The following is a 23674-nucleotide window of genomic DNA, read 5'->3' on the forward strand; positions in this document are numbered from 1 at the left end:
ACGGACACGGCTCCGACGTCGTTCGGCGCCTGATCGCGCGGCCGATTCACATGCATGGGACGCCAGCGGCACGGACGCCCGTGGCCATCGCTCCGGAGCCGATCGCCGACGAGCCCGCCACCGACGTCGAGGAGAGGGTCGAGACGGCCTCTTCGGACATCAAGCGCATGCGGATCGAGATGATGGTGCTGAAGGCCGTGCTCGACGCCGAGCGCAGCGAGAATGCGAACCTGCGCGCCTGCATCGGCCTCGACGAGGCCGACGAGACCCTCGGGGCCGAGGCGCGCGCGGTGCGCGACCGCTGGGCCACCCTGCTCGATCGGCTTCTGCACGCTCCCGTCTGACGCGCGAACGCCGCGTCATCGTCCTTCATCGAAACGGGAGACGGCCATGAGCGCCCGTTGCTCACTCGTCGTCAACGGCAAGTCGGTGCGCGTCTCCACGGGGGACACCCACCTCGACGACGCCGTGTCCGACGGCATGATGACCCAGATGCAAGGCGTGCACGGCGCTGCCGCCTTCGGCCAGGGCGGAGCGCCGGCCGGACGCCGCGCCGAGCCCCGCGCGCCGCGTGCCGAGCCGATGCGCCTCGCGATGCCCGCCGCCAACCCTCTGCAGGCACGGGGCGAGCCGGAGCCGGCTCAGGAGTCGCTGAAGCGCAGCGGCAGCGTCACCGAGATCACCCGGCTCTGCCCCGGCGTCGTCCAGGCCGTCGTCACGCTGACCAATCCACTGCCCTATCAGCCCGGACATCAGGTGGTGCTGTCGTTGTCCGGCTGGCATCCCGTCACCCTCACGCCGTCGCTCCGCGTCGACGGCGCGGCCGAGCTGAACGAACTGGTCTTCCATATCGGCGTGGAAGCCGGCGTGGTCGCCGGCTCCTTCGCGGGCGAGCTCGAACTCGGAAAGCCGGTGAAGGTGCAGGGGCCGGTCGGGCGCGGCCAGTACCGGCCCGGTGGCGGCCGCATGGTGCTGGTGGCGGACGAGGCCGGCTTCGCGGGTATCTGGGCCATCGCCCGCGCCGCACGTTACATCGAACCGGCGCGCGAACAGACGCTCGTCGTCGGCGCGCGCGACCCGCTCGACCTCTATATGCGCCCCGCCCTCGACTGGCTGACGGCCACGGGCGTCGGCCGGATCGTCACGGTCGCCGACCGCAACCGCCAGCGTCCCCCGGACGTGCGGCCTGGCCCACTCACGGCGCATATCCCGATGCTGCGGGCCAACGACGCGGTCCACGTCTCAGGCCGCGCCGCGACCGTAGGCGCCGTGGAAGTCCTTGCCGCGAGCGTCGGCGCGCGCTGCTACACGATCCCGTTGGACGCCACGATCTGAGCCGAAAAAAAGGCCCGCCTCGACAACGAGACGGGCCTGTTTTCGAGCGTGGGACCGTCAGGCCACCTTCACCCGCCAGATCTCGGCGGCGTATTCGCGCATCGAGCGATCCGACGAGAACCACGCCATCCGCGCCGTATTGAGGATCGCCGCTCGCCACCAGGTGGCCGGGCGCTTCCAGGCCGCGTCGATCTCGCGCTGCACCCGCCAGTAATCGTCGAAATCGACGGTCAGCAGGTAGGGATCGTGATAGCGCAGCCCGTCGACCAGCGAGCCGTAGCGGCCGCGCTCATCCGGCGAGAACACGCCCGAGCCGATCGCATCGAGCGCGGCCGCCAACCGCGGCGACGCGGCGATGGCGCGCTGGGCGTAAGCCGGCTCCGCCACACGCTCCTGCACACCCGCCGCGTCGAGGCCGAAGATGAAGATGTTGTCGGCCCCGACATGGTCGCGGATCTCGATATTGGCGCCGTCGAGGGTGCCGACGGTGAGCGCACCGTTCAGCGCCAGCTTCATGTTGCCGGTGCCCGAGGCTTCCATGCCCGCCGTCGAAATCTGCTCGGAGAGGTCGGCAGCCGGGATGATCGCCTCGGCGAGGCTCACCGAGTAGTTCGGCAGGAAAACCAGCTTGAGGCGGCCGGCGATATCGGGATCGTCGTTGATCGTGCGGGCGATGTCGTTGGCGAGCTTAATGATCAGCTTGGCCTGGACGTAGCTCGGTGCGGCCTTGCCGCCGAAGATCTTGACGCGCGGCGTCCAGTCCTTGTGCGGCGCCTCCTTGATCGCCTGGTAGAGCGCGACGGTCTCTACGAGGTTCAGGAGCTGGCGCTTGTACTCGTGGATGCGCTTGATCTGCACGTCGAACAGGGCCGCGGGATCGACCGCAATCCCGGTGCGCTCGACGATCACTTGAGCGAGCCTGCGCTTGCGGGCCCGCCGCACCGCCGCGTAGCGCTTCCGGAAATCCGGATCGTCGGCGTGGTCGGCCAGTCCGATCAGCAGCCCGGGATCGTCGAGGACGCCCTCACCGACGGTCTCCACGGCGAGCTGAGTCAGCTCGGGATTGGCGTTGTGCAACCAACGGCGGAAGGTGATGCCGTTGGTCTTGTTGACGATTTTTTCCGGCTCAAGCTCGTGCAGCGGCTTGAAGAGCGTGGTCTTCAGGAGATCGCTGTGCAGGGCCGAGACGCCGTTCACGCGGCGCGAGCCGTGGAAGGCGAGGTGCCCCATCCGCACGCGCTTGCCGTGGGATTCGTCGATGAGCGAGACCGCGGCGACATGGGCGGCGTCGGTCTTGCCCTGCTTGGCCTGCTCCTCGAGGTGCATCCAGTTGATCAGGTAGATGATCTGCATGTGGCGCGGCAGCAGCCGCTCCATCAGCTCGACGGGCCAGGTTTCCAGGGCCTCGGGAAGCAGGGTGTGGTTGGTGTAGCCGAGCGTGTTCGTGGTGATGTGCCAGGCATCCTCGTAGGTGAAGTCGTGCTCTTCCATGAGGATGCGCATCAGCTCGGGCACCGCGATCGCCGGGTGCGTGTCGTTGAGCTGGATCGCGGCGTGGTCGGGCAACGAGCGCAGGTCGCCCCGCTCGTTGAGGTGCCGGCGCACTAGGTCCTGCAGCGACGCGGAGGTGAAGAAGTATTCTTGGCGCAGGCGCAGCTCCTGGCCTTCGGCCGAGGAATCGCTCGGATAGAGCACGCGGGAGATCGACTCGGCGCGGGCGCGGCCCGCCACTGCGCCGACATGGTCGCCGTGATTAAAGCGGGCGAGCTCCACCGGCGCGTCGGCCTCCGCCTTCCAGAGGCGAAGCTGGTTCACATGGCGCCCGCGCCAGCCGACGACGGGGATGTCGTAGGCGACCGCGTTCACGGTCTCGGCCGGTTGCCAGTGGCGGCGGATCTGATCGCCGTTGGCCGACATGGTGACGTGACCGCCGAAGCCAATTCGGTAGGTCGATTCCGGGCGCGGGAATTCCCAGGGGTTGCCTTCGGCGAGCCAGGTCTCGGGCGCTTCGCGCTGCCAGCCATCCTCCATGGATTGCCGGAAGATGCCGTGATCGTAGCGGATGCCGTAGCCGATAGCGGGGATCGACAGGCTTGCCATGCTCTCCATGAAGCAAGCAGCGAGACGGCCGAGGCCGCCATTGCCTAGCGCCGCGTCGGGCTCGGCCTCCTCGACCTCGGACAGCTCGACGCCGAGATCCTTGAGCGCGGCCCTGGTCACCTCGACGAGGCGCAGGTTGTTCATCGCGTCCGACATCAGCCGGCCGATCAGGAATTCCAGCGAGAGGTAATAGACGCGCTTCTCCGGCACCCGGCCGCTGCTGCCCTCGTGACAGGCATCGACGATACGGTCGCGCAGAGCCAGCGCCGTTGCCGCAAACCAATCCCGGTCGCGGGCACTCTCCGGCGTCTTGCCGAGCGCGTAGACGAGCTTGGCCCGGATGGCCTCGCGCAGCTCTATGACGGCATCGCCATTGAAGAGTTTTTCCTTGGCGAGGGCGCGCGTTGCCGCGGATTCCTTCGCGAATTTCGCAGACGACGCAGCGGACGCATCCGCGTCCGCCGTCGATTCGTGACGAGCCTCAGCTTCGTTGAGCATCTTCAGGTCCCCCTTCGTCGCCACCGGAATACGGCCGGACCCCGCGGGCTTCGCGCGCTTCTTTCGGCGCTGGTCAGCTCCGGGTGCTTCGTCCGGCATGGTGTCTCCGGTCGTGTCGGTCTGTCGAGACTTCGGCATGGTACACGCCCAGGCGGCAAATGCTTTGCCTGCTCATCTGTGTCCGAGTCGACACAAACCGCGCCGCAGCAACGACGCATCGACCGTGCCGATGTGCTCTTGAAGCCTTCCTGAACGAGCGAACCGTCCAGGTGTTCCGTCCGGATACGGCTAAAGGTCAGTTACGACGGCCATGATTCGGTGTCTCGCTTTGATGAGCGACTGCGGCTAAGCTTGACCTGTGCAGCACGACGTTTGGCCGGGGAGATCCTGATGTCCGACACGGTCTGGTGGAAGAGCGGCACCGTCTACCAGATCTATCCACGCTCGTTTCAGGACAGCGACGGCAACGGTGTCGGCGACCTGCGCGGAATCGCGTCTCGCCTCGATTATCTCGCCTGGCTCGGCGTCGACGCGATTTGGATATCACCTTTCTATACTTCGCCGATGGCCGATTTCGGCTACGACGTGTCGGATTACTGCGGCGTCGATCCGCTTTTCGGCACGCTCGAGGATTTTGACGCCCTCGTCGCGGAGGCGCATCGGCGCAAGCTCCGCGTGATCCTCGATTTCGTGCCGAACCATACCTCGATCGAGCATGCTTGGTTCACCGAGAGCCGTGCCTCGCGCCAGAACCCAAAGCGCGACTGGTACATCTGGCGAGACGCCGCGCCCGATGGCGGACCGCCCAACAACTGGCTCTCGAATTTCGGCGGTGCCGCCTGGACCCGTGACGAGGCGACCGGGCAGTATTACTACCACGCCTTCCTGCGTGAGCAGCCGGACCTCAATTGGCGCAACCCTGAGGTTCGCGCCGCGATGCACGACGTGCTGCGCTTCTGGCTGGCGCGCGGCGTCGACGGATTCCGGGTCGACGTGATCTGGCACCTGATCAAGGACGAGGGCTTTCGCGACAATCCGCTCAACCCGGCCTTCGTGCCGGACCTGCCCGAGATCAACCGCTTCGAGCAGGTCTATTCCTGCGACCGGCCGGAGGTGTTCGACGTCGTCGCCGGGATGCGAGGCGTGCTGCGCGAATTCGGCGAGCGCGTGCTGATCGGCGAGATCTACCTGCCGATCGAGCGGCTCGTCGCGTATTACGGCGAGGACTTGGCCGGCGCGGATCTGCCCTTCAACTTCCAGCTCCTCTCGACGCCGTGGCAGGCGGATTCCGTGGCCGCCCTGATCGAAGAATACGAGGCGGCTCTGCCCGAGGGAGGCTGGCCGAACTGGGTCCTCGGCAACCACGACCGTCCGCGCATCGTCGACCGCGTCGGCGAGGCGCAGGCCCGGGTCGCGGCGATGCTGCTGCTGACGCTGCGAGGGACGCCGACCCTCTATTACGGCGACGAGATCGGGCTCGGGAACGTGCAGATCCCCGTGGATCGCATGCAGGACCCGTGGGAGCACAATGAACCCGGCCACGGCCGCGACCCGGAGCGAACGCCGATGCAGTGGGAGGACGCCCCGCATGCCGGCTTCTCCACGACCGAGCCCTGGCTCCCGCTGAGCGCCGATTGCGCGCGACGCAACGTCGACGAGATGCGCGACAGCTCCGGCTCGATCCTCACGCTGCACCGACGCCTGCTGCACCTGCGCCGAAACCATGCCGCGCTCTCGATCGGCAGCTACAGCACGGTGTCCTCTCCGGAGGAACTTGCCCAAGACCTGCTCATCTATGAGCGCATCGAGGGCAGCGAGATTGTGCGAGTCGTTCTCAACTTCGGCGAGGGAGAGCGCCGGCATGCGTTGCCGGATGGCCCGGACTGGAAGGTGCTCCTGTCGAGCCGCCCGGGCCGCTCCGGCGCGGTCGAGACCGGCGAGTTCCCGATCGCCGCCAACGAGGGGCTGATCCTGGCGCCACTCCCGGCCGATTGATCACGCATTTTTGTTGCGATGCGAGAGATAAAAACCTTTCATTAACCAGCGTAATGGCCTGGATTGTGCAATGCAGCGCTGCACTTGCACGACGGGAATGCTCGCATGTCGACGCCTGGGCTGGGTCATCCGACGACTCGCCTGATCCCTCCGGACCCGTACGCGACAGGCCGACCTCTCGGTGGCGGTCATCGGACGAGCGCTTCTCCGCCCTTCGATCGCACCGCCCTCGCCCCGCGCGTCCTCTTCGCGACCGCGGAGATGGCGGATTTCGTGAAGACTGGCGGCCTCGGCGAGGTGGCCGGCGCGCTGCCCCGGGCACTGCGGCGGCACCATGACGTGCGAATCCTGATCCCCGGCTATCGTCAGGTCGTCGAGCGCTGCGGCGAGATCGCGGTGATCGGCCATCTCTCCGGCTTCGCCGACATCCCACCCTGCAACCTCGGCTTCACCGAGACGGCGGATGGCCTCGGCATCTACGTGCTGCTCTCGGCAGAACTCTACGATCGCGACGGCACGCCCTACGGCCAAGCCGGCATCGATTTCGGCGACAACGACCTGCGCTTCGCGCGCCTGAGCCTCGCCGCAGCGGAACTGGCGCGCGGCGCCGATCCGGCCTGGTCGGCGGACCTCCTCCATCTCAACGACTGGCAGACAGCCCTGGCACCGGCCTATCTCGCCTGGCGCGGCGCGCGTACGCCCAGCGTGCTGACGATCCACAACCTCGCCTACCAAGGGGTCTTCCCGAAGGAGACGCTTCATCGCATCGGCCTGCCGGACGATGCCTTCCGCATGGACGGCGTGGAATTCTACGGGCAGCTCTCCTTCCTGAAGGCCGGGCTCTACTACGCTTCCCAGGTCACGACCGTCAGCGAGACCTATGCCCGCGAGATCACCCGGCCGGAATCGGGCTGCGGACTCGATGGCCTGCTGCGCACCCGGGCCGCGTGCGGGCAGCTCGCCGGAATCCTCAACGGCATCGACGAGAGTTGGGACCCGCGGATCGACCCGCATCTCGCAGTGCGATTCGAAGCCGGCGATTGGAAGGGGAAGGCAGCGAATGCCGAAGCCGTGCGTCAGGGTTTCGGCCTCGCCGTCTCCCGCGGGCCGCTCTTCGCCATCGTCTCGCGGCTCGTGCATCAGAAGGGCATCGATCTCAGCCTCGACGCGGCACAGGCCATCCTCGATGGCGGCGGCCAACTCGTGGTAATGGGTCAGGGCGAAGGGCGCTTCGAGCACGCCCTGACGGCTCTGGCCACACGCCATCCGGGCCAGGTCGGCGTCAGGGTCGGCTTCGACGAAATGGCCGCCCGGCGCATGTTCGCGGGCAGCGACTTCCTGCTGATGCCGTCCCGCTTCGAGCCCTGCGGTCTGGCGCAGATGTATGCCCAGCGCTTCGGCTCCCTGCCGATCGTCCACGCGACCGGCGGTCTCGCCGACACCGTCGAGGACGAGGTGACCGGGTTCAGCTTCCGCGATGCCAGCGTGCACGGTTTGAGAGAGGCCATCGCGCGAGCCCTCGACACCTTCGGCCGCAAGAAGCGGCTCAACGGCATGCGCGAGACGGCGATGATGAGCGACCGCACCTGGAACGGCGCGGCGCTCGATTACAGCGCCCTCTACTCGCGGGCCTTCGGCAACCGCGCGATGCGGGCCGCTTAGCCCTCGCGCACCAGGATCAGAGTCCCGAGAGGCGGCAGCTTCAGGCTCAGCGAATGCGGCTGGCCGTGGCTCTCCTGCTGGTCGGTGTGCAGGCCGCCGTGGTTGCCGACGTTCGAGCCGCCGTAGCGCTCGGAATCGGAGTTGATCGCCTCCCGATAGTACCCGCCAGCCGGGACACCGATGCGGTAGTTTTCGCGGGGCACCGGCGTGAAGTTCGAGACCACGATGGCGATCTCGCCCTCGTTCTTGCCCTTGCGGGCCCAGGCGATGACGCTGTTGTCCTGGTCGTCCGCCACCAGCCACTGGAAACCGGCCGCCTCGAAATCGCGCTCGTAGAGCGCGGGCGTCGCCCGGTAGACGTGGTTGAGGTCGTGGATCAGGTCCTTCACGCCGCGATGGTGCGGATCGTCGAGCAGGTGCCAGTCCAGGGAGTGGTTGTGGTTCCACTCACGCTCCTGACCGAACTCGCAGCCCATGAAGAGCAGCTTCTTGCCGGGATGCCCCCACATGAAACCGTAATAGGCCCGCAGGTTCGCGAATTTCTGCCAGCGGTCGCCGGGCATCTTGCCGAGCAGTGAGCCTTTTCCGTGCACAACCTCGTCGTGCGACAGGGGCAGGATGAAGTTTTCGCTGAACGCGTAGAGCAACCCGAAGGTCAGGTTGTGATGGTGGTAGCGCCGGTGGATCGGATCTTCGGAGATGTATTTTAGGGTGTCGTGCATCCACCCCATGTTCCACTTGAAGCCGAAGCCGAGGCCGCCCGTATAGGTCGGGTGCGAAACGCCGGGCCAGGAGGTCGATTCCTCCGCCACCGTGATCGTGCCGGGCGCGTGACTGTAAGTGCCCTCGTTGGTCTTCCGCAGGAAGTTGATGGCGTCGAGATTCTCGTTGCCGCCGTACTGGTTGGGGATCCACTCGCCGGCGCGGCGCGAATAATCGAGGTAGAGCATCGAGGCGACGGCATCCACGCGCAGGCCGTCGAGGTGGTAGTGCTCGAGCCAGAAGCGCGCGTTGGCCGCGAGGAAAGTCGAAACCTCGCTGCGCCCGAAATTGTAGATGTAGGTGCCCCAGTCCTGGTGGAAGCCCTGGCGGGGGTCGGCATGCTCGTAGAGATGCGTGCCGTCGAACAGGCCATGGGCGTGGGCATCGAGCGGGAAGTGCCCCGGCACCCAATCGAGCATCACCCCGATGCCTGCCTCGTGGGCCGTGTTGATGAAGGCCACGAACTCGTCGGGCGTGCCGAAGCGGCTCGTTGGCGCGAACAGCGAGACCGCTTGGTATCCCCATGAGCCGTCGAACGGGAATTCGGTGACCGGCAGCATCTCGATATGGGTGAAGCCGAGTTCCTTGACGTAGGGAATCAGCCGCTCGCCGAGTTCCTTGTACGTCAGGTAGCGATTGCCCTCCTCCGGCACCCGCATCCACGAGCCCATATGGACCTCGTAGATCGACATGGCGACGTGGCGGGGGTCGCGCTCGCCGCGCGAGGCCATCCAGCCCTTGTCGTGCCAGACCGGCTCGTCGCCGCCCTGGAGGACGGAGGCGGTCTCGGGCGGATGCTGGGCGCGGAAGGCGACCGGGTCGGCCTTGAGCGGTAGCAGCGAGCCGTCGGGGCCGCGGATCTCGTATTTGTAGGTTTGGCCGGACTTGAGGCCGGGAATGAACAGCTCCCAGATGCCGCCGCTCTGCCAGAGCCGCATCGGATGGCGGCGGCCGTCCCACTCGTTGAAGTCGCCGACGACGCTGACCTTGCGCGCGTTCGGCGCCCAGACCGCAAAGCGGAACCCTTCGATCCCGTCCTGCTTGCGCTCGTGCGCGCCGAGCACGCGGTAAGTCACGTTGCTGCCGATCTCGCGCAGCGCGTCGACATCGTGCTGTTCGAGGCTGGAGCCGAAGCCGTAGGGGTCGTAGCGGGGACGCTCGGCACCGTCCCAGAGCCCGACGGCAATCTCGTAGAGCGGCCGGCCCTGGCTCTCGATCGATGCCACGAAGAAGCCGTCCGGATGCACCTTCTCGAAGAGGATGCGCCGATCGCCGATCAGCAGGGTCGCGCCCTTGGCCTCCGGCAGGATCGCGCGCACCTCCCAGCGGCCCTCGGCGACCTGATGCGGCCCGAGGATCGCGAAGGGGTCGCCGTGGTTGGCGCCCATCGCGGCGGCGATGGCATCGGGATGGAGCGTCGAGCCACGCGCCTTGCCGAGAGCCGGGCTTCCGGCCGGCGCCTTCACCGTCTCGGAGCCGGCTTGCGTCGCACCGGTCCTGGAGCCGACGTCACGAGACGCTCCCTCCGCGGGCCGGCCGGTGCTCACCGGGGTGGCAACCTTGGTCGCGAGCTTCTCGTCGGCATCCGTCATCCAGTGACCTCTCCTTCACGAACGCTTGGCTTCGTCCAGAATGTTGAGAACCCCCCGGGCCGGGATTTCGATCCAATCCGGGCGGTTGTTGATCTCGTAATCGACCTCGTACAGCGCCTTCGTGACGAGGCTCAGCTTGAGCAGCCGCTCGAAGGTCGGGCCGTCGGAGACGGCAGCGCGGCTGCCGGCGACGCCGTCGGCATAGCCTTCGAGGAACGAGGCATCGATCATGCCGCGCCAGGCGATGGCCGCATTGCGGGCGCGCTCCTCGCTGTCGCCGAAGCGGCCCGAGATCTCGCGCACGACCGTCTCCGCACCGTAGGCGAAAGAGCGCAACATGCCCGCGACATCGCGCAGCGGCGTCGACTTAGCTCGGCGCACATCGACCGGACGCGACGGCTCGCCTTCGAAGTCGATGATGACGAGGTCGCCCTCGGAGGCCAGCACCTGCCCGAGGTGGTAGTCGCCGTGGATGCGGGTCTTGTAGGCGCCGATCGGGGGCCGGTCGGACAATTCGTCGATCAGGGCCTCGACCTCGGCCCGGCGGCTGGCCAGAGCCTGGCTCGCAGGCCCCTGAGCCCAGGCCGCGACCGAGGCGAGGCCGCTAAAGGCGCGCTTCGCCTGGGCCTGCGCATCCGCGACGAGGGTGGCGAGGTCGTCCTCGCCGAACGGCTCGGCCGCGAAAGCCGGGTCGTCGGTCTTGATGGCGAAGGCCTTGTGCATCTCCGCGGTGCGACGCCCCAGAAGCTCGGCCCAGCGCAGGTGGTCCTTGAAGGCTTCCTGCGGGTTCGGCGCCTCGCTCTCGGGAGCGAGCACTACGGTGTCGAAGTCGCGGCGCAGGCCTTCCAGCATCAGCGTCCAGGCATCGCCCTGGTTGCGGACGAAACTCTGCAGCACGGCGAGTGCCGTATGCACCCCGTTCTCGTCGATATGCTCCAGCGTGCCGAGCAGCTGCGGCGTGTTCGGGAAATGCGCCTGCTCGGTGAGGAAGCGGCCGACCTCGACCTCCGGATGCGTGCCGGCCTGCAACCGGCGCAGGATCTTGAGCATCGCCTTGGAGCCGAGGGCGATGGAGGTGTTGCTCTGCTCAGCGGAGAGGCGGCGAACCTCCTCGGCCTCGATGACGACGTCGCGATCGAAAGCCGCCGTCGCCGAGAAGACGAGCTTGCCGCGCTCCGTCTTGATTTCGCGGCCGTCGCGCATGCCGTCGACCAGGCAGATCGCGAATTCGGACGAGGCGATGGCGCCGTAGAGCAGACCGGTGCGCGGACCGCGCCGGACGCGCGCCACCGCGTGGTCCATCAGATTCTCGTCCTCACGGCCCTCATCGACGCCGACCGGCACGAAGTACGAATGCCGCTCGCCGTTCGAGAGCTGGACGTCGAGTTGTGGCAGCAGGAAGCGCGCCTCGCCCTTGGCGTCCAGCGTCGCGCAATCGGCGACCTGGACACCCTTGATGCGCGAGCCCTTGGCGCCGAACCAGCGGCGGGTCGCCAGGAAGGGCGGGATCACGGTGCGCTCGAAGGCTATGCGCTCCCGGCCCGCCATCAGCGTCTCGATGCCGCCGGTGAGGACAAGCGTGAACAGCTCGGGCGTCAGCGGCTGGGGGCCGACTTGGCCGGTATCGGCATAGCTCAGCGAGAACCAGTAGAAGCCGTAGGCCGGCAGGGTTAGCAGGTAGGGCAGATCACCGATGGCCGGAAATTCCGAGCCGCCGGTCAGCTCCACAGGGATGGCGCCGCGCAGGTCCGACAGATCGAGCTGCACGGCCTGGGGCGCGCGCGAGAGGTTGGCGACGCAGAGGATGCGCTCGTCCTCGAACTCGCGCAGCCAGGCCAGCACTTTGCGGTTCGACGGATACAGGAACTGGATCCCACCGCGGCCGAGCGCGACGGAGTTGTTGCGGATCGCGATCATGCGCCGCGTCCAGTTCAGAAGGGACGTCTGCGCCTGGGTCTGCGCCTCGACGTTGATCGCATCGAAGCCGTAGATCGGGTCCTGGATCGAGGGCAGGAACAGCCGCTGCGGGTTGGCACGCGAGAAGCCGCCATTGCGGTCCGGCGACCATTGCATCGGCGTGCGCACGCCGTCGCGGTCGCCGAGATAGATGTTGTCGCCCATGCCGATCTCGTCACCGTAATAGAGCACCGGCGTGCCAGGCATCGACAGCACGAGCGACTTCATCAGCTCGATCTTGCGGCGATCGTTCTCCAAGAGCGGCGCGAGGCGGCGGCGGATGCCGAGATTGATGCGGGCGCGGCGCTCGGCAGCGTAGAACGACCAGAGGTAGTCACGCTCCTCCGCCGTCACCATTTCGAGCGTCAGCTCGTCGTGGTTGCGCAGGAAGATCGCCCATTGGCAGCCATCCGGGATTTCCGGCGTCTGGCGCATGATATCGGTGATCGGGTGCCGGTCCTCGCGGGCGATCGCCATGTACATGCGCGGCATCAGCGGGAAGTGGAATGCCATGTGGCATTCGTCGCCATCGCCGAAATACTGCGCGGTTTCTTCGGGCCACTGGTTGGCCTCGGCGAGCAGCATGCGGTCGGGATAGCTGACATCGAGCGCCGCGCGGATCTTCTTGATGACCGTGTGGGTCTCGTGAAGGTTCTCGCAGTTCGTGCCCTCGCGCTCGACTAGGTAGGGGATCGCGTCGAGCCGCAGGCCATCGACGCCCATGTCGAGCCAATAGCGCATCGTCTCGATGACGGCGTCGAGCACCTTCGGATTGTCGAAGTTCAGGTCCGGCTGGTGCGAGTAGAAGCGGTGCCAGAAATACTGCTTGGCGACCGGATCCCAGGTCCAGTTCGAGGTCTCGGTGTCGAGGAAGATGATGCGCGTGTCGCCGTAGGGCTCGTCGGTGTCCGACCAGACGTAGAAGTCGCGCTCGGGGCTGCCGGGAGGCGCCTCACGGGCGGCCTGGAACCAGGGATGCTGATCCGAGGTGTGGTTGATGACGAGCTCGGTGATGACGCGCAGGTCGCGCGCATGCGCTTCCTCGACGAACCGCTTGAAGTCCTCCATCGTGCCGTAGGAGGGGTTTATACCCTCGTAATCGGCGATGTCGTAGCCGTCGTCGCGCAGGGGCGACGGGTAGAACGGCATCACCCAGATCGCGGTGACGCCGAGGTCCCGCACGTAGTCGAGCCGCTGGGTCAGCCCCTCGAAATCGCCGATCCCGTCATTGTTCGAGTCGAAAAACGACTTGACGTGGATCTGGTAGATGATGGCGTCGCGGTACCATTGGGGATCACTGCGATCGATCATCCGTCGCTGCCTCAGTCTCGGTTCGAGGGCATCTGTGTCGACCTTCCAGCCCGGATCTGAGACCGGGCACGAAGGCGGTGCGGCTTCGGCCGCATCTCTTGCCGGCGACGCGTTACCCGAAGGGCCCTGCGTCGCCACGGGGCAACCGGGTTACACGCCCGGTCTCATTGCGCAACCCGCTGCGGCACCTTGAGCCGCCAGATCACGCAGGAGCGCTCGGCCGGATCGAGGGCGATGCGGTGGCCGCGCCCGCGCAGCTCGAAGGTGTAGCCTTCGAGCAGATCCTCGACCTCCAGCGCGCCATCGTCAGGCAGGCCGAACAGCCAGAGCGGGATCTCGTAAGAGCATTCCTGGCGGCTCTTCGGATCGAGGTTCACCATCGTGAAGACGCAGTTGTCGCCATCGGGCGTCATCTTGGCGTAGGCGATGACGTTGCCGTTGTCCGCGCCGGTGAAGGTCACGTTGCGGAAGTCGTGCAATGCCGGATTGTCCTGGCGAATCCGATTGAGCTTGATGATGTGCTCGCGGATGTTGCCGGGACGATCCTCGTCCCAGGCCTTCAGCTCGTATTTTTCCGAGTTCAGGTACTCTTCCTTGCCCGGATACGGCGCGGCCTCGCACAGCTCGAAGCCGGCATAGATGCCGTAAACCGAGGAGAGCGTCGCCGCGAGCGTGGCGCGCACGACGAAGCCTGGGCGCCCGCTGGTCTGCAGGTAATACGGGTTGATGTCCGGCGTATTGGCAAAGAAGTTCGGGCGGTAATACTCGCCCATCTCGCCGGCCAACTCGACCGCATAGTCGATGAGCTCCTGCTTCGTATTGCGCCAGGTGAAGTAGGTGTAGCTCTGCTGGTAGCCGGCCTTGGCGAGCTTCTTCATCATCTTTGGCCGGGTGAAGGCCTCGGCCAGGAAGATCGCGTCGGGATAGCGGCCGTTCACTTCCGCCAGCATCCACTCCCAGAACGGGATCGGCTTGGTGTGCGGGTTGTCGACGCGGAAGATGCGCACGCCGAGCGCGCACCAGCCCATCACGATGTCGCGCAGCTCGGTCCAGAGCGAGGGCAGCGCGCCGCCGTAGAAATGGACGTTCGAGATGTCCTCGTATTTCTTGGGCGGATTCTCGGCGAATTTCAGGGTGCCGTCCGGCCGCCACTCGAACCACTCGGGATGGCTCTTAATCCAGGGATGATCGGGCGAGCACTGGATCGCGAAATCAAGGGCAATCTCCATGCCGTTGGCATGGCTCGCCGCGACGAGCTGCCGGAAGTCGGCCAGCGTGCCGAGGTCTGGGTGAACCGCCTCGTGGCCGCCCTCCTCCGTCCCGACGGCGTAGACCGAACCGACATCGCCGGGCTCGGCCTTCAGCGTGTTGTTCTTGCCCTTGCGGTTGGTGCGCCCGATCGGGTGGATCGGCGTGAAGTAAAGCACGTCGAAGCCGAGCTGGCGGATCCAGGGCAGGCGCCGGATCACGTCCTGGAAGGTGCCGTGCCGGTTCGGTTCGCCCGATTGCGAGCGAGGGAAGATCTCGTACCAGGCCGAGAACCGCGCCGCGAGGCGGTCGGCGATCACCGGGATCGACACCGGATAGCGAGAGAGGTTCACGCGCTCGGCATTGCGCCGGATCAGCGTGCTCGCCTCCGGTGCCAGCAGCTTGTCGAGCACCGCAGCCGAGCCTTCCTGCTCGGCCGACAGCGCCGAGACGAGCGCCGCGAGCCGCTCGCGATCACGCCCGACCGCGAGGCCGGTCGCGGTCTGGGCCAGCTTCACGCCCTCGATCGTCTCTAGGCGGACGTCGACGCCGGCATCGCGCTTCTTGAGCGTGTCGCGCACCCACGAGGAGAAGCCGTCGCGCCAGCCCTCAATGGTGAACTCGTAGCGGGCATTCCGCTCCAGCGGGAATTGGCCGGCCCAGCGATCGTTGTCGACGAAGACCATCGGATCACGACGCCATTCGGTCTCGCCGACGATGCGCGAGATGATCGCCGCGTCGATGATCTCGTGGCCATCCGAGAAGATGTCGGCCTCGACCCGCACCGACTCGCCGACGACCCGCTTCGCCGCCGAGCGGCCGCCATCGATCTCGGGCGTGACGGCCTCGATCACGACGCGGCCCTCGCCGGTCGGCTTCGTGGGCTTCGGCGCGGATTTCTCCTTCGGCGCATCGGCGGCGAGGATGCGCAGCTCGCCGGGCAGCAGGTCGATGCCCGCGCCCGGATGGAAGGCGATCGGGTCGGCCTCGGGCGTGCGGTCGACGAAGGCACCGAGCCGGCCGCCGGTCCGCGCGATCAGCCGCCCGGCATCCACCGGCACGGGGCGGTTGGACGGGTTGTAGAGCACGAGCGTGCCGTGGGTCGCCGAGGCCGGGTGGCCGGTATCGCTCCGGAACAGCGCGACGTAGGGCGCATCCGGCGAGGAGATCCGCGCCTGGAACCCCTCGACATTGGCCGAGAGCAGCTCGGCCTTGAGCGCGTTGATCGCCTTGATCGAGGCGGAGATGTCGATGCCGGTATCGTGCTCGCGGGAGCCCGGGGTAGTGTCGACGACGTGCAGGGCGCGGCGATAGCCCCATTCATACCCGATCGGCATCAATACGCCGGCCGAGAAGAAGGCCGAGAGCGCATAGCGCGTCTTCAACTTCGCGGCGATCGCGCCCGCATCGCCGGGGATGCCGGCGGCAAGGCGCTGCATGTCGTGGTTTTCGGGGAAGGCGATCGAGGGCGCGATGACCCGCAGCCGATCGTACTGTTCCAGCGCCCAGGGTGCCTTCAGGTCCCACCAGGCGAAGGAGTTGAACAGGTAGTCGAAGCCGGCGCCGGCGGTCGATTGCGCCTCCTCGAAGGTGCAGCCGAGGGTCTCGGCGGCGAACAGCGTGTCCGGTTCACGCTTCTTGGCCGCGGCAATCAGCGCGCGCCAGACATCGGCCGGCACCTTGTAGGCGGCATCGCACCGGAAGCCGCGCACGCCGAGGCTCTGGAGCCGGCCGATATAGGCGTCGAAGATGCGCGTCAGCTCATGCCGGGCGTGATCGGAATGGTAGTCCAACTCGATCAGATCGCCCCAGACGGTCTTCTTCGACGGGTCGTCGGGATCGACCGCGCCCGGGCTGACCGGGTGGCCCTCGCCGTCGCGCAGGAACAGGTCCGGTCGCTCCTGCAGCAGGCGGGCATTGTCGGCGGTGTGGTTGACGACGAGGTCGGTCATCACCCCGACGCCCTGCGCCTCCGCAGCGCGGCAGAAGCGGGCGATCTGCTCGTCATCCGACGTGCCGTCGTGATCGCGAAACCGCTCGTCGAGCTTTTCGGGGTCCTGCACCGCGTAGAGGCTGCGCGAGCCGCCGGTCTGGTGGAACGGGTTCAGGTAGATCCAGTCGAAGCCGAGGCCGGCGATGCGCGGTAACTCCGCCGTCCAGGCCGAAACCGTCCCGACGAGCAGCGGAAACAGATTGTAGATCCGTGGCCCCTGGGCGCGCGGCGCCAGGTTGGCCGGCAGGGCGACGGAACCCGCGTCGGTCCGCGTCGCGGCGCCCGTCTGGGCGCCCTTGGGCGTCGTCGGTGCGTTCATGATCGGCCTCCCTCGCGCGGTGTCGCGCGTCGTCCCATGAAGTAAGTCGGTGAGGCTCAGGCGGTTCGCCTGAGCACGGCAAAGGGCAGCGCCGCGAACAGCGCGCCGAGATCCAGGTAGCCGTCCTCGTCCGAATGGCCGGCCCCCGAGAGGATGTCGGTCCAGCGGCTGCCTTCGGGCACCCCTAGGCGGGTGCCGCGGAAGGCATCGCCCGACCATGTCCGGTCGCCGAGGAGCCGCCCGACGAGGCGCGGAACGGCCACCAGCAGGTCGCCCTCCCCGTCTTCATCCGCAGAGCGCAGGAACGCGACGACGTGGTTCGCACGCTCGCCCGACGCGTCGAGGGCCTGGTAGCCGGCATCGGCATAGAAGGACGGGTGCGCGGCCCGGTCCGCCAGCAGCCGCGCCAGCGTCGCCTGCTTGATGCGGCCATCCTGCCAGTTCGCGAGCAAGTCGGCCGGCGCAGCTTCCCCGGAGACGGCCTCGGCCCGCGCGCCGTAATCGACCGGGCGCCGGTTGTCGGGGTCGACGAAGGAGAAGTCCCAGAACTCGGTGCCCTGGTACACGTCCGGGATGCCCGGAAGCGTCGCCTTCAACACCGTGCGTCCGAGCCCGGCGATCATGCCGAGATGCGCGAGCCGCCGCGCGAAGGGGCGCACCCGGGCCAGGAAGTCCGAGCCCGGCGCGACGAGCTTTTCGAAAAGCGCGTGCACCGCCCCCTCGTAGGCCTCGTCGACGTTCACCCAGCTCGAATAGCGCTTGGCTTCGCGCAGGGCCTTCTCGGCATAGGCGTCGAGGCGCTCGCGGAAGCTCTCGATGGCCGCGGCATCGTCGCCGTCGAGCAGTTCGAGCGGCCAGGCGCCGAGGATGGCCTGCAGGAACATCCACTGGTCGTTGCGGTCCGGTGCCGGCTCGTCTTCGATGGTGGCGAGATGCGGCTCGGCGGCGCGGCGCCAGGCGTCCCAGGCGCGAGCCCAGTCCTCAGGCAGCTCCGAGAGCACGAGCAGCCGCGAACGCGCATCCTCACCGCGCTTGGTGTCGTGCGTCGCCGTGGTGATCATGGCGTTCGGCCAGTCCCGGGCGCGGGCAGCCTGCAGCGCGTGGAAGTGGGGGATCTCGATGCCGTACTCGCCGGGATCGCCGCCGACCTCGTTGAGGGCCAACAGCTCGCTGAACCGGTAGAACAAGGTGTCTTCGAGGCTCTTGGCCATGACCGGGCCGGTGAGCTGTTGGAAGCGGCGACGGAAGCGCAGGATCACCCGCGGCTCCGGGCCGCGTCCGGTCGTATCGATGCGGCCGAGCAGGGCGTCCGCGGCGAAGTCGTGCACCGACCGATCGGGCAGCACGCTCCAGCGCTTCGCCTTGCGCACGGTCTGCTCGACGAGCTGGATGTCCTCTTGATCGACGTCGCTCTCGTCGAGATCGGGCGGCAGGTAGGATCGATAGGTCGGGAAGCGCGCGACGATCTCGATCAGAGCGCGGCGGATCGCGTTCAGCGAGAAGTCGCGGGTGCGCCGGTCGGCATCGGCGATGGCCTTGAGGTCGCCGGTGAGCACTTCGAGCTCGCTGGCGAAGCTCGTCTCAAGGATCTCGGCCTTGGCCCCGCGCAGCTGGAACTTGTAGGGCTCGTCGACGCCCGTCGCCCACTGATAAAATTTCTGGATGCGCGGCTTGAGTGCCTGATCGACGAACAGGCCGTCGAGCTGGTTGAGCGCGTCGTAGCCGGTGGTGCCAGCGACGGGCCACGGCCGCAGCCGTTCGCCGGGCTCCAGGATCTTCTCGACGACCACGAAGAAGCCGGGACCGACGGCCGCCTGCAGGGCGCGGGCATAGCCGAGCGGGTCGGCGAGCCCGTCGATGTGATCGATGCGCAGGCCGTCGATGCGGCCCTCGCCGACCAGCCGGAACAGCAGCGCGTGCGACTTTCGGAAGATGTCCGACTTCTCGACGCGCAATCCGGCGAGCGAGTTCACGTCAAAGAAGCGCCGGTAATTGATGTCGCTCGACGCGATCCGCCAATGAGCCAGCCGGTAGGACTGGCTCTCCAGCAGGCGATGCAGGGGCCCGAACGAGTCGGGATAGTCCTTGTTGCCGTTGAGCAGATGCAGCGCGCGGTAGATCGCAGCGGCGATCTGCGGCGAGGCGCGGACTGCGTCGGCAAGGTCCTGCTTCAAGGCCTCGGCCTCGGCGGGAAGAGCTCGGCGGCGCTCGGGGTTGGTCTCTTCGCCCATGCCCCGCAGGCGTTCGGAGACTTCGAGCACGTCGGCGGAAGGGTCGTCGCCGACCTCGCCGAGGGCCGCAAGCGCCCGGTTGAGGATCGCTGGGTAGTAGAGCGGGCAGATCGGGAACTCGTGCTCGTAGTGCCAGACGCTGAAGGCGCCCTTGGCCTCGTCGAACTTCAATTCCAGCGTGCCCTTCTCCAGGGCGTCGCCGTAGCGCTCGCCGAGGAAGGGGATGACGAGCTTGCCGTTGGCGCCGAGCCGCTCCCAATCGATGTCGAAAGCGTGCGCGAAGGGCGAGAGGCCGCCCCATTCGAGCACCGAGAGCCACCACGGGTTGTCGGCGCCGCCGACGCCCATGTGGTTCGGGACGATGTCGACGAGGAGCTTGAGGCCGTTGGCTTTGAGCGCATCGGAGAAGGCGATGAAGCCCGCCGCGCCGCCGATCTCGGGATTGATTTGCGAGTGGTCGACGATGTCGTAGCCATGGGTCGAGCCGGGCCGCGCCGTCTGCAGCGGTGAGGCGTAGACGTGGCTGATGCCGAGCTGGGCGAGATAGGGAACGATCGCCTCGGCATCCGCGAAGGTGAAGCCTTCGTAGAATTGCAGCCGATAGGTCGCCCGCGGCGGGGGCGAGTTGAGCCGGGCGGCACCCGAGCGCGGACCGCGATCCTCGCCCGCCAGCGACGCGGCGAGCTTGGCCAGTGGGCCTCCGGGAGCGGCGATCGCCTCCAGGGTGCGATCGAGCTTGCGCCGCCAGTTGGGATGACCCTCGGTCGAGCCCGGCACGTTGGCTTGCGCGAGTTCGGAGACGACGTCCTCGTACTGAACGGCCGTCAGGATCGAGGGTGCGCGGGCGAGGTAGCGCGCGGCGGCCTCGAACGGGGCTGCATCGGGCGGCTCGGCACCCGGCAGAAGCTGCTCGGAATGGAGTGCCTCCGAGAGCCTGCGGCGCTCTGTGACGCGATCGGCACGCTCGGCATCGGCCCGGTCGGAATCGTAGAGTCCGAGCGACTGGCGCGTATCCGTATCGACGCCGCGCCACCAGCCGAGGAAGGTCGGGAGGTCGTGGGTGGTGATGGCGGTGAGTGCATCGTGCGGATAGAGCGACGGCGGCTTGAAGGCGCCGCCGTGCTGTCGCTCGAAGGCGAGGATGCGGTAGCTGAGGATGCCCGCCGCCATCAGGGCATCGGAAAAGCCTTCCGGGGCGGTGCCGAGATCCTCTGCAATCACTAGGCATTTCGAGCGGTGGCTCTCCAGCCTCAGCACGGCCAGCATCGGCTCGAACGGCATGGCGACGTAGGCGCCAGCCCGCGCCGATTGCCCGACGGGAATCAGGAACAAGCGCGCCAGCTGGAAGGCGTGGTCGATCCGGATCGCGCCGGCATGGCGCATGTTGGCCCGGACGAGATCGCGGAACGCCTTGAGCCCGTCGCGCTCCATCTCCAGCGGGTGGAAGGCCGGCAGCCCCCAATCCTGGCCCTTCGGCGCGAGTAGGTCAGGCGGCGCGCCGATGGAAACGCCGTTGGCGAAGCGCTCGGGGTGAGACCAGATTTCCGACCCGCCGCGATCGGCACCGACGGCGAGGTCCCGGTAGAGGCCCAGCCGCATACCGGTATTGAGGGCCGCCTGCGAGGCCTGCTGGAGTTGCCGGTCGGCGAGGTACTGAAGCCAGACATGGTAGCTGACGCGCCCGGCATTCGCCTCGGCGAAGGCGAGAACCTCCGGCGTGCCGGCCCGGCGGTAGGGCTCCGGCCACTCGCCAAGCCAGTGCGCGCCCTCGGCCTTGAAGTGCTCGGACAGCGTCTCGAAGATCGCGTGGGATTCGAGGTTTTCGCCACCCTCGGCCCGGAATTCCGCGAAGGCGGCATCAGCGCCGTTGCGCGCCGGCGCATCCAGCCAGAGCGCTTCCAAAACTGGTGAAAGCACTTCCCAGATGCCGGCATGATCGACCAGCGTGGCGTCGCGCAGAGCATCGAGGCGCGGGCGCATGGCGTCGAGCAGCGACTCGGCACGGCTGCCGTTGAAACCGGGAAGCGTGCCGGGCTCGATGTAGAGCGTCTCCAGGAACAGGCGGGACGACGGCGAATACGGAGAGATCTTCTCGCGGTCGGTTGGGAAGAGCGCGTGGACCGGGCTGAGGCCCAGGAACGACGCACCCCGCAGGCCGGCATCTGCGGCAGCGCGGCCGGCATCGGCGAAGGTGCCGATGCCGAGATTGTGCGGCGAGCGCAGGCCGTAGAGCTGGGCGGCGAGGCCCCAATCGCGGGCGCCTTCCTCGGCATAGGCGCGCGGGCGCCAGCAGCGCTGCGGCGCCGCGATGATCCAGGCCTGCGCGCGGCGCTCACCAAGCGTCGCGGTGAGGCGGTGATAGCCTGGCGTGAGCGGCGGCAGCTCGAAGCTCGGGCCAGTGCCCGCAACGTCGAGACTCGCCCGACCCTCGCTGGCATGGCCGCGCTCATCGACGAGGCGCCAGACGATCGAGCCAGCGGTGCCGTCGGCGAGAACCGGGACACGCAGGGAGCGACGGGCCTCCGCCGGCAGCAGCGGCGGGATCAGGCCGAGCCGCAACGCCTCGACGCTCGCGAGACTCCGCGCGACCTCGTCCTCGGTGCCGACGGCGAAGCCGAGGGCCGCGAGCATGCCGGCGCGGGTCTCTTCGGAGGTCTCGACGGGCGTGCCAAAGGCATCCGTATAGCCCTTGGCGATGCCGACGAGGTCGGCGAGGCGGGTCAGATCGCTCATGCCGGCGCTCCGACCAGGAAAACGCCGGTCCAGGGCGGCAGGTGCAGCGATTGCCGCGACGAGGCGCTCGACCAGATCACCTGCTCGCCGTCGCTCGCAGCGTCGTATTCATCGGTCCCGACATTGGCGACGAAGCGCAGGGTGCCGGCCTCGAAGCGCCAGGTGCAGTCGATCACGCCCGGTGCGGGTATCGTCGCCTTCGCGCCGCGGAAGCTGGACTTGGTCAGTGGCACCACGGTCTGATGGCGGATCTGTAGGAGGTTGCGGGTGTCGGCCCAGACCCGGCGATGCGGTTCGCGCTCGGCCTCGCCCCAGTCGATCTTGGAGTCCAGGAAGGTCTTCTCCTCGGTGGGGTCGGGGATGACCGAGGTGTCGTCGGCGAAGGCCGCGAAGCTCTTGAACTCGCGGCGCCGGCCCTCACGGACCGCCTTGTTCAGGTCCTCGTCCGGCGCGAAGTCGACAAAGAACAGAAATGGCGCCGAGGCCGACCATTCCTCCCCCATCCAGAGCATCGGGATCTGCGGCGCGAGGAGCAGGCCGGCGCGGGCCAGGGCCAGCTTCTCCGGATCGGCGAGCTGGCTCAGCCGCTCGCCGAGCGCCCGGTTGCCGACCTGATCGTGGTTCTGCAGGAAGGTGACGAAGGCCGAGGGCGGCAGGTGGGCGGAAGGCTCGCCGCGCGGATGGTTGTCCAGCGTCTTGAAGGGCTCACCCTGGTAGGCAAAGCCTTCGGCGAGGCAGCGGGCGAGGTGCTCGACCGGCTTGTCGGAGAAGCTGGCGTAATAGCCGGCATCCTCGCCCGTCAGTAGGACGTGCCAGCAGTGGTGCAGATCGTCCGCCCATTGTGCGCTGTGCTGGACGGGCTGTCCCTCGCCGTCGCGCTCGAGCCAGCGGGCCTGGTTCGCCTCGTTCTCCAAAATCAGGTGGATGTGCCGCCCGGGCAGTTTTCCGCGCATGGTCTCGGCCAGTTCGCCGATGAAATGCTTTTCGGAATCGTCGAGGATGGCGTGGACCGCGTCGAAGCGGATGCCGTCGAAATGGTACTCTTCGAGCCAGTAGAGCGCGTTCTCGATAAAGTAGTCGCGGACGACGCGGCCGCTTTCCTTGCCGTCGAAGTTGATCCCGGCGCCCCACGGGGTCTGGTGGCGCTCGGTGAAGAAGGTTTTCGCGTAGGCATGGAGGTAGTTTCCGGCCGGCCCGAAGTGATTGTAGACGCAATCGATCAGTACCATCAGGCCCTTGCCGTGGGCGGTGTCGATCAGATTTTTGAGGTCTTCGGGCCGGCCATAGGCGGCATCCGGCGAGTAGGGCAGCACGCCGTCATAGCCCCAGTTACGCGTACCCTTGAAATCAGCGAGCGGCAGCAGCTCGATGGCGGTGATGCCGAGATCGACGAGGTCGTCGAGCCTCGCCTCCAACGCCGCGTAGGTGCCCTCGGGCGTGGCGGTACCGACATGCAGCTCGTAGATCACCGCCTCTTCCCAAGGCCGGCCGGTCCAGGCGCCATCGGACCAGACATAGGCGGCGGGGTCGATCAGCTCGCTGAGGCCGGAGACGTCGTCTGGCTGGAAGCGCGAGGCGGGATCGGGGACGGTCAGGTCGCCGCCGATGCGGAAGCCGTAGCGCGCGCCGGCCTGGACACCCGGTATTTCGGTGCGGCGCCAGCCGTCTCCCACTTCGGGGATCGCGTGGTCCGTGCCGTCGACGGCGAGGACCACGTCGGCCGCGCTCGGCGCCCAGATCGCGAAGCGGGCACCAACGTCGGTCAACTCGCTGCCGTAGACCATCGCATGGCTTCGCCGCATTCAGCCTCTGTCCTCAGCTCTCGCGAGATTTTGCCCGGCACGAGCGGGCACCTCCGGGAGAAGGCCTGCCGTCGCAACTGGTTCCGCGACCGCAACTATGGCGAAGGCGGCCTCCGGCAACCGCAGGGCAGCATGGA

General features: G+C 67.5%; 10 protein-coding genes. 4 read left to right on the plus strand and 6 right to left on the minus strand.

Annotated features, from left to right (window positions below; all coding sequences use genetic code 11):
• The first annotated feature begins 80 nt into the window (after positions 1–80).
• A complete protein-coding gene (locus tag GGR33_RS19250; protein WP_343068580.1) occupies positions 81–344 on the plus strand; it encodes a hypothetical protein in 264 nt (87 codons plus the stop codon).
• 46 nt (positions 345–390) lie between these two features.
• Positions 391–1335 (plus strand): ferredoxin reductase domain-containing protein, encoded by a 945-nt coding sequence (locus GGR33_RS19255; RefSeq protein WP_183508207.1) that lies wholly within the window; start codon positions 391–393, stop codon positions 1333–1335.
• A 57-nt stretch (positions 1336–1392) separates the two neighbouring features.
• Here GGR33_RS19255 and GGR33_RS19260 read toward each other — a convergent pair whose 3' ends face one another.
• Positions 1393–3933, minus strand: a complete 2541-nt coding sequence (locus tag GGR33_RS19260; protein ID WP_183508209.1) for a glycogen/starch/alpha-glucan phosphorylase — start codon at positions 3931–3933, stop codon at positions 1393–1395.
• Positions 3934–4323: 390 nt separating this feature from the next.
• Here GGR33_RS19260 and GGR33_RS19265 point away from each other — a divergent pair, with 390 nt between their 5' ends.
• Complete coding sequence (locus tag GGR33_RS19265; RefSeq protein WP_183508211.1) at positions 4324–5928, plus strand: alpha-amylase family glycosyl hydrolase; 1605 nt, start codon at positions 4324–4326, stop codon at positions 5926–5928.
• A 105-nt stretch (positions 5929–6033) separates the two neighbouring features.
• Positions 6034–7590, plus strand: a complete 1557-nt coding sequence (gene glgA, locus GGR33_RS19270; protein ID WP_183508213.1) for a glycogen synthase GlgA — start codon at positions 6034–6036, stop codon at positions 7588–7590.
• On the opposite strand, the gene glgB is transcribed toward glgA, so the two are convergent.
• The 5 genes from glgB to treZ all read right to left on the minus strand — a co-directional run bounded on the left by glgB (position 7587) and on the right by treZ (position 23537).
• Positions 7587–9944, minus strand: coding sequence for a 1,4-alpha-glucan branching protein GlgB (gene glgB, locus GGR33_RS19275; RefSeq protein ID WP_183508215.1), 2358 nt, complete (start codon positions 9942–9944; stop codon positions 7587–7589). The two genes, glgA and glgB, sit on opposite strands and share 4 nt — an antisense overlap.
• A 15-nt stretch (positions 9945–9959) precedes the next feature.
• Entirely contained in the window at positions 9960–13211 is a 3252-nt protein-coding gene (gene treS, locus GGR33_RS19280; RefSeq protein ID WP_183508217.1) for a maltose alpha-D-glucosyltransferase, read from the minus strand.
• A gap of 164 nt (positions 13212–13375) precedes the next feature.
• Positions 13376–16771, minus strand: a complete 3396-nt coding sequence (locus GGR33_RS19285) for a maltotransferase domain-containing protein (protein WP_183508219.1) — start codon at positions 16769–16771, stop codon at positions 13376–13378.
• Between the two features lie 56 nt (positions 16772–16827).
• The gene (locus tag GGR33_RS19290; protein ID WP_183508221.1) at positions 16828–21735 is read right to left on the minus strand and encodes a malto-oligosyltrehalose synthase; all 4908 of its coding nucleotides are present in this window, start codon (positions 21733–21735) and stop codon (positions 16828–16830) included.
• Positions 21732–23537, minus strand: a complete 1806-nt coding sequence (treZ, locus tag GGR33_RS19295) for a malto-oligosyltrehalose trehalohydrolase (RefSeq protein WP_183508223.1) — start codon at positions 23535–23537, stop codon at positions 21732–21734. The genes GGR33_RS19290 and treZ overlap by 4 nt, the downstream gene beginning before the upstream one ends.
• Between the last annotated feature and the right edge of the window lie 137 nt (positions 23538–23674).

The sequence above is a fragment of the Methylobacterium brachythecii genome (assembly GCF_014196345.1).
Taxonomy (GTDB): Bacteria; Pseudomonadota; Alphaproteobacteria; order Rhizobiales; family Beijerinckiaceae; genus Methylobacterium; species Methylobacterium brachythecii.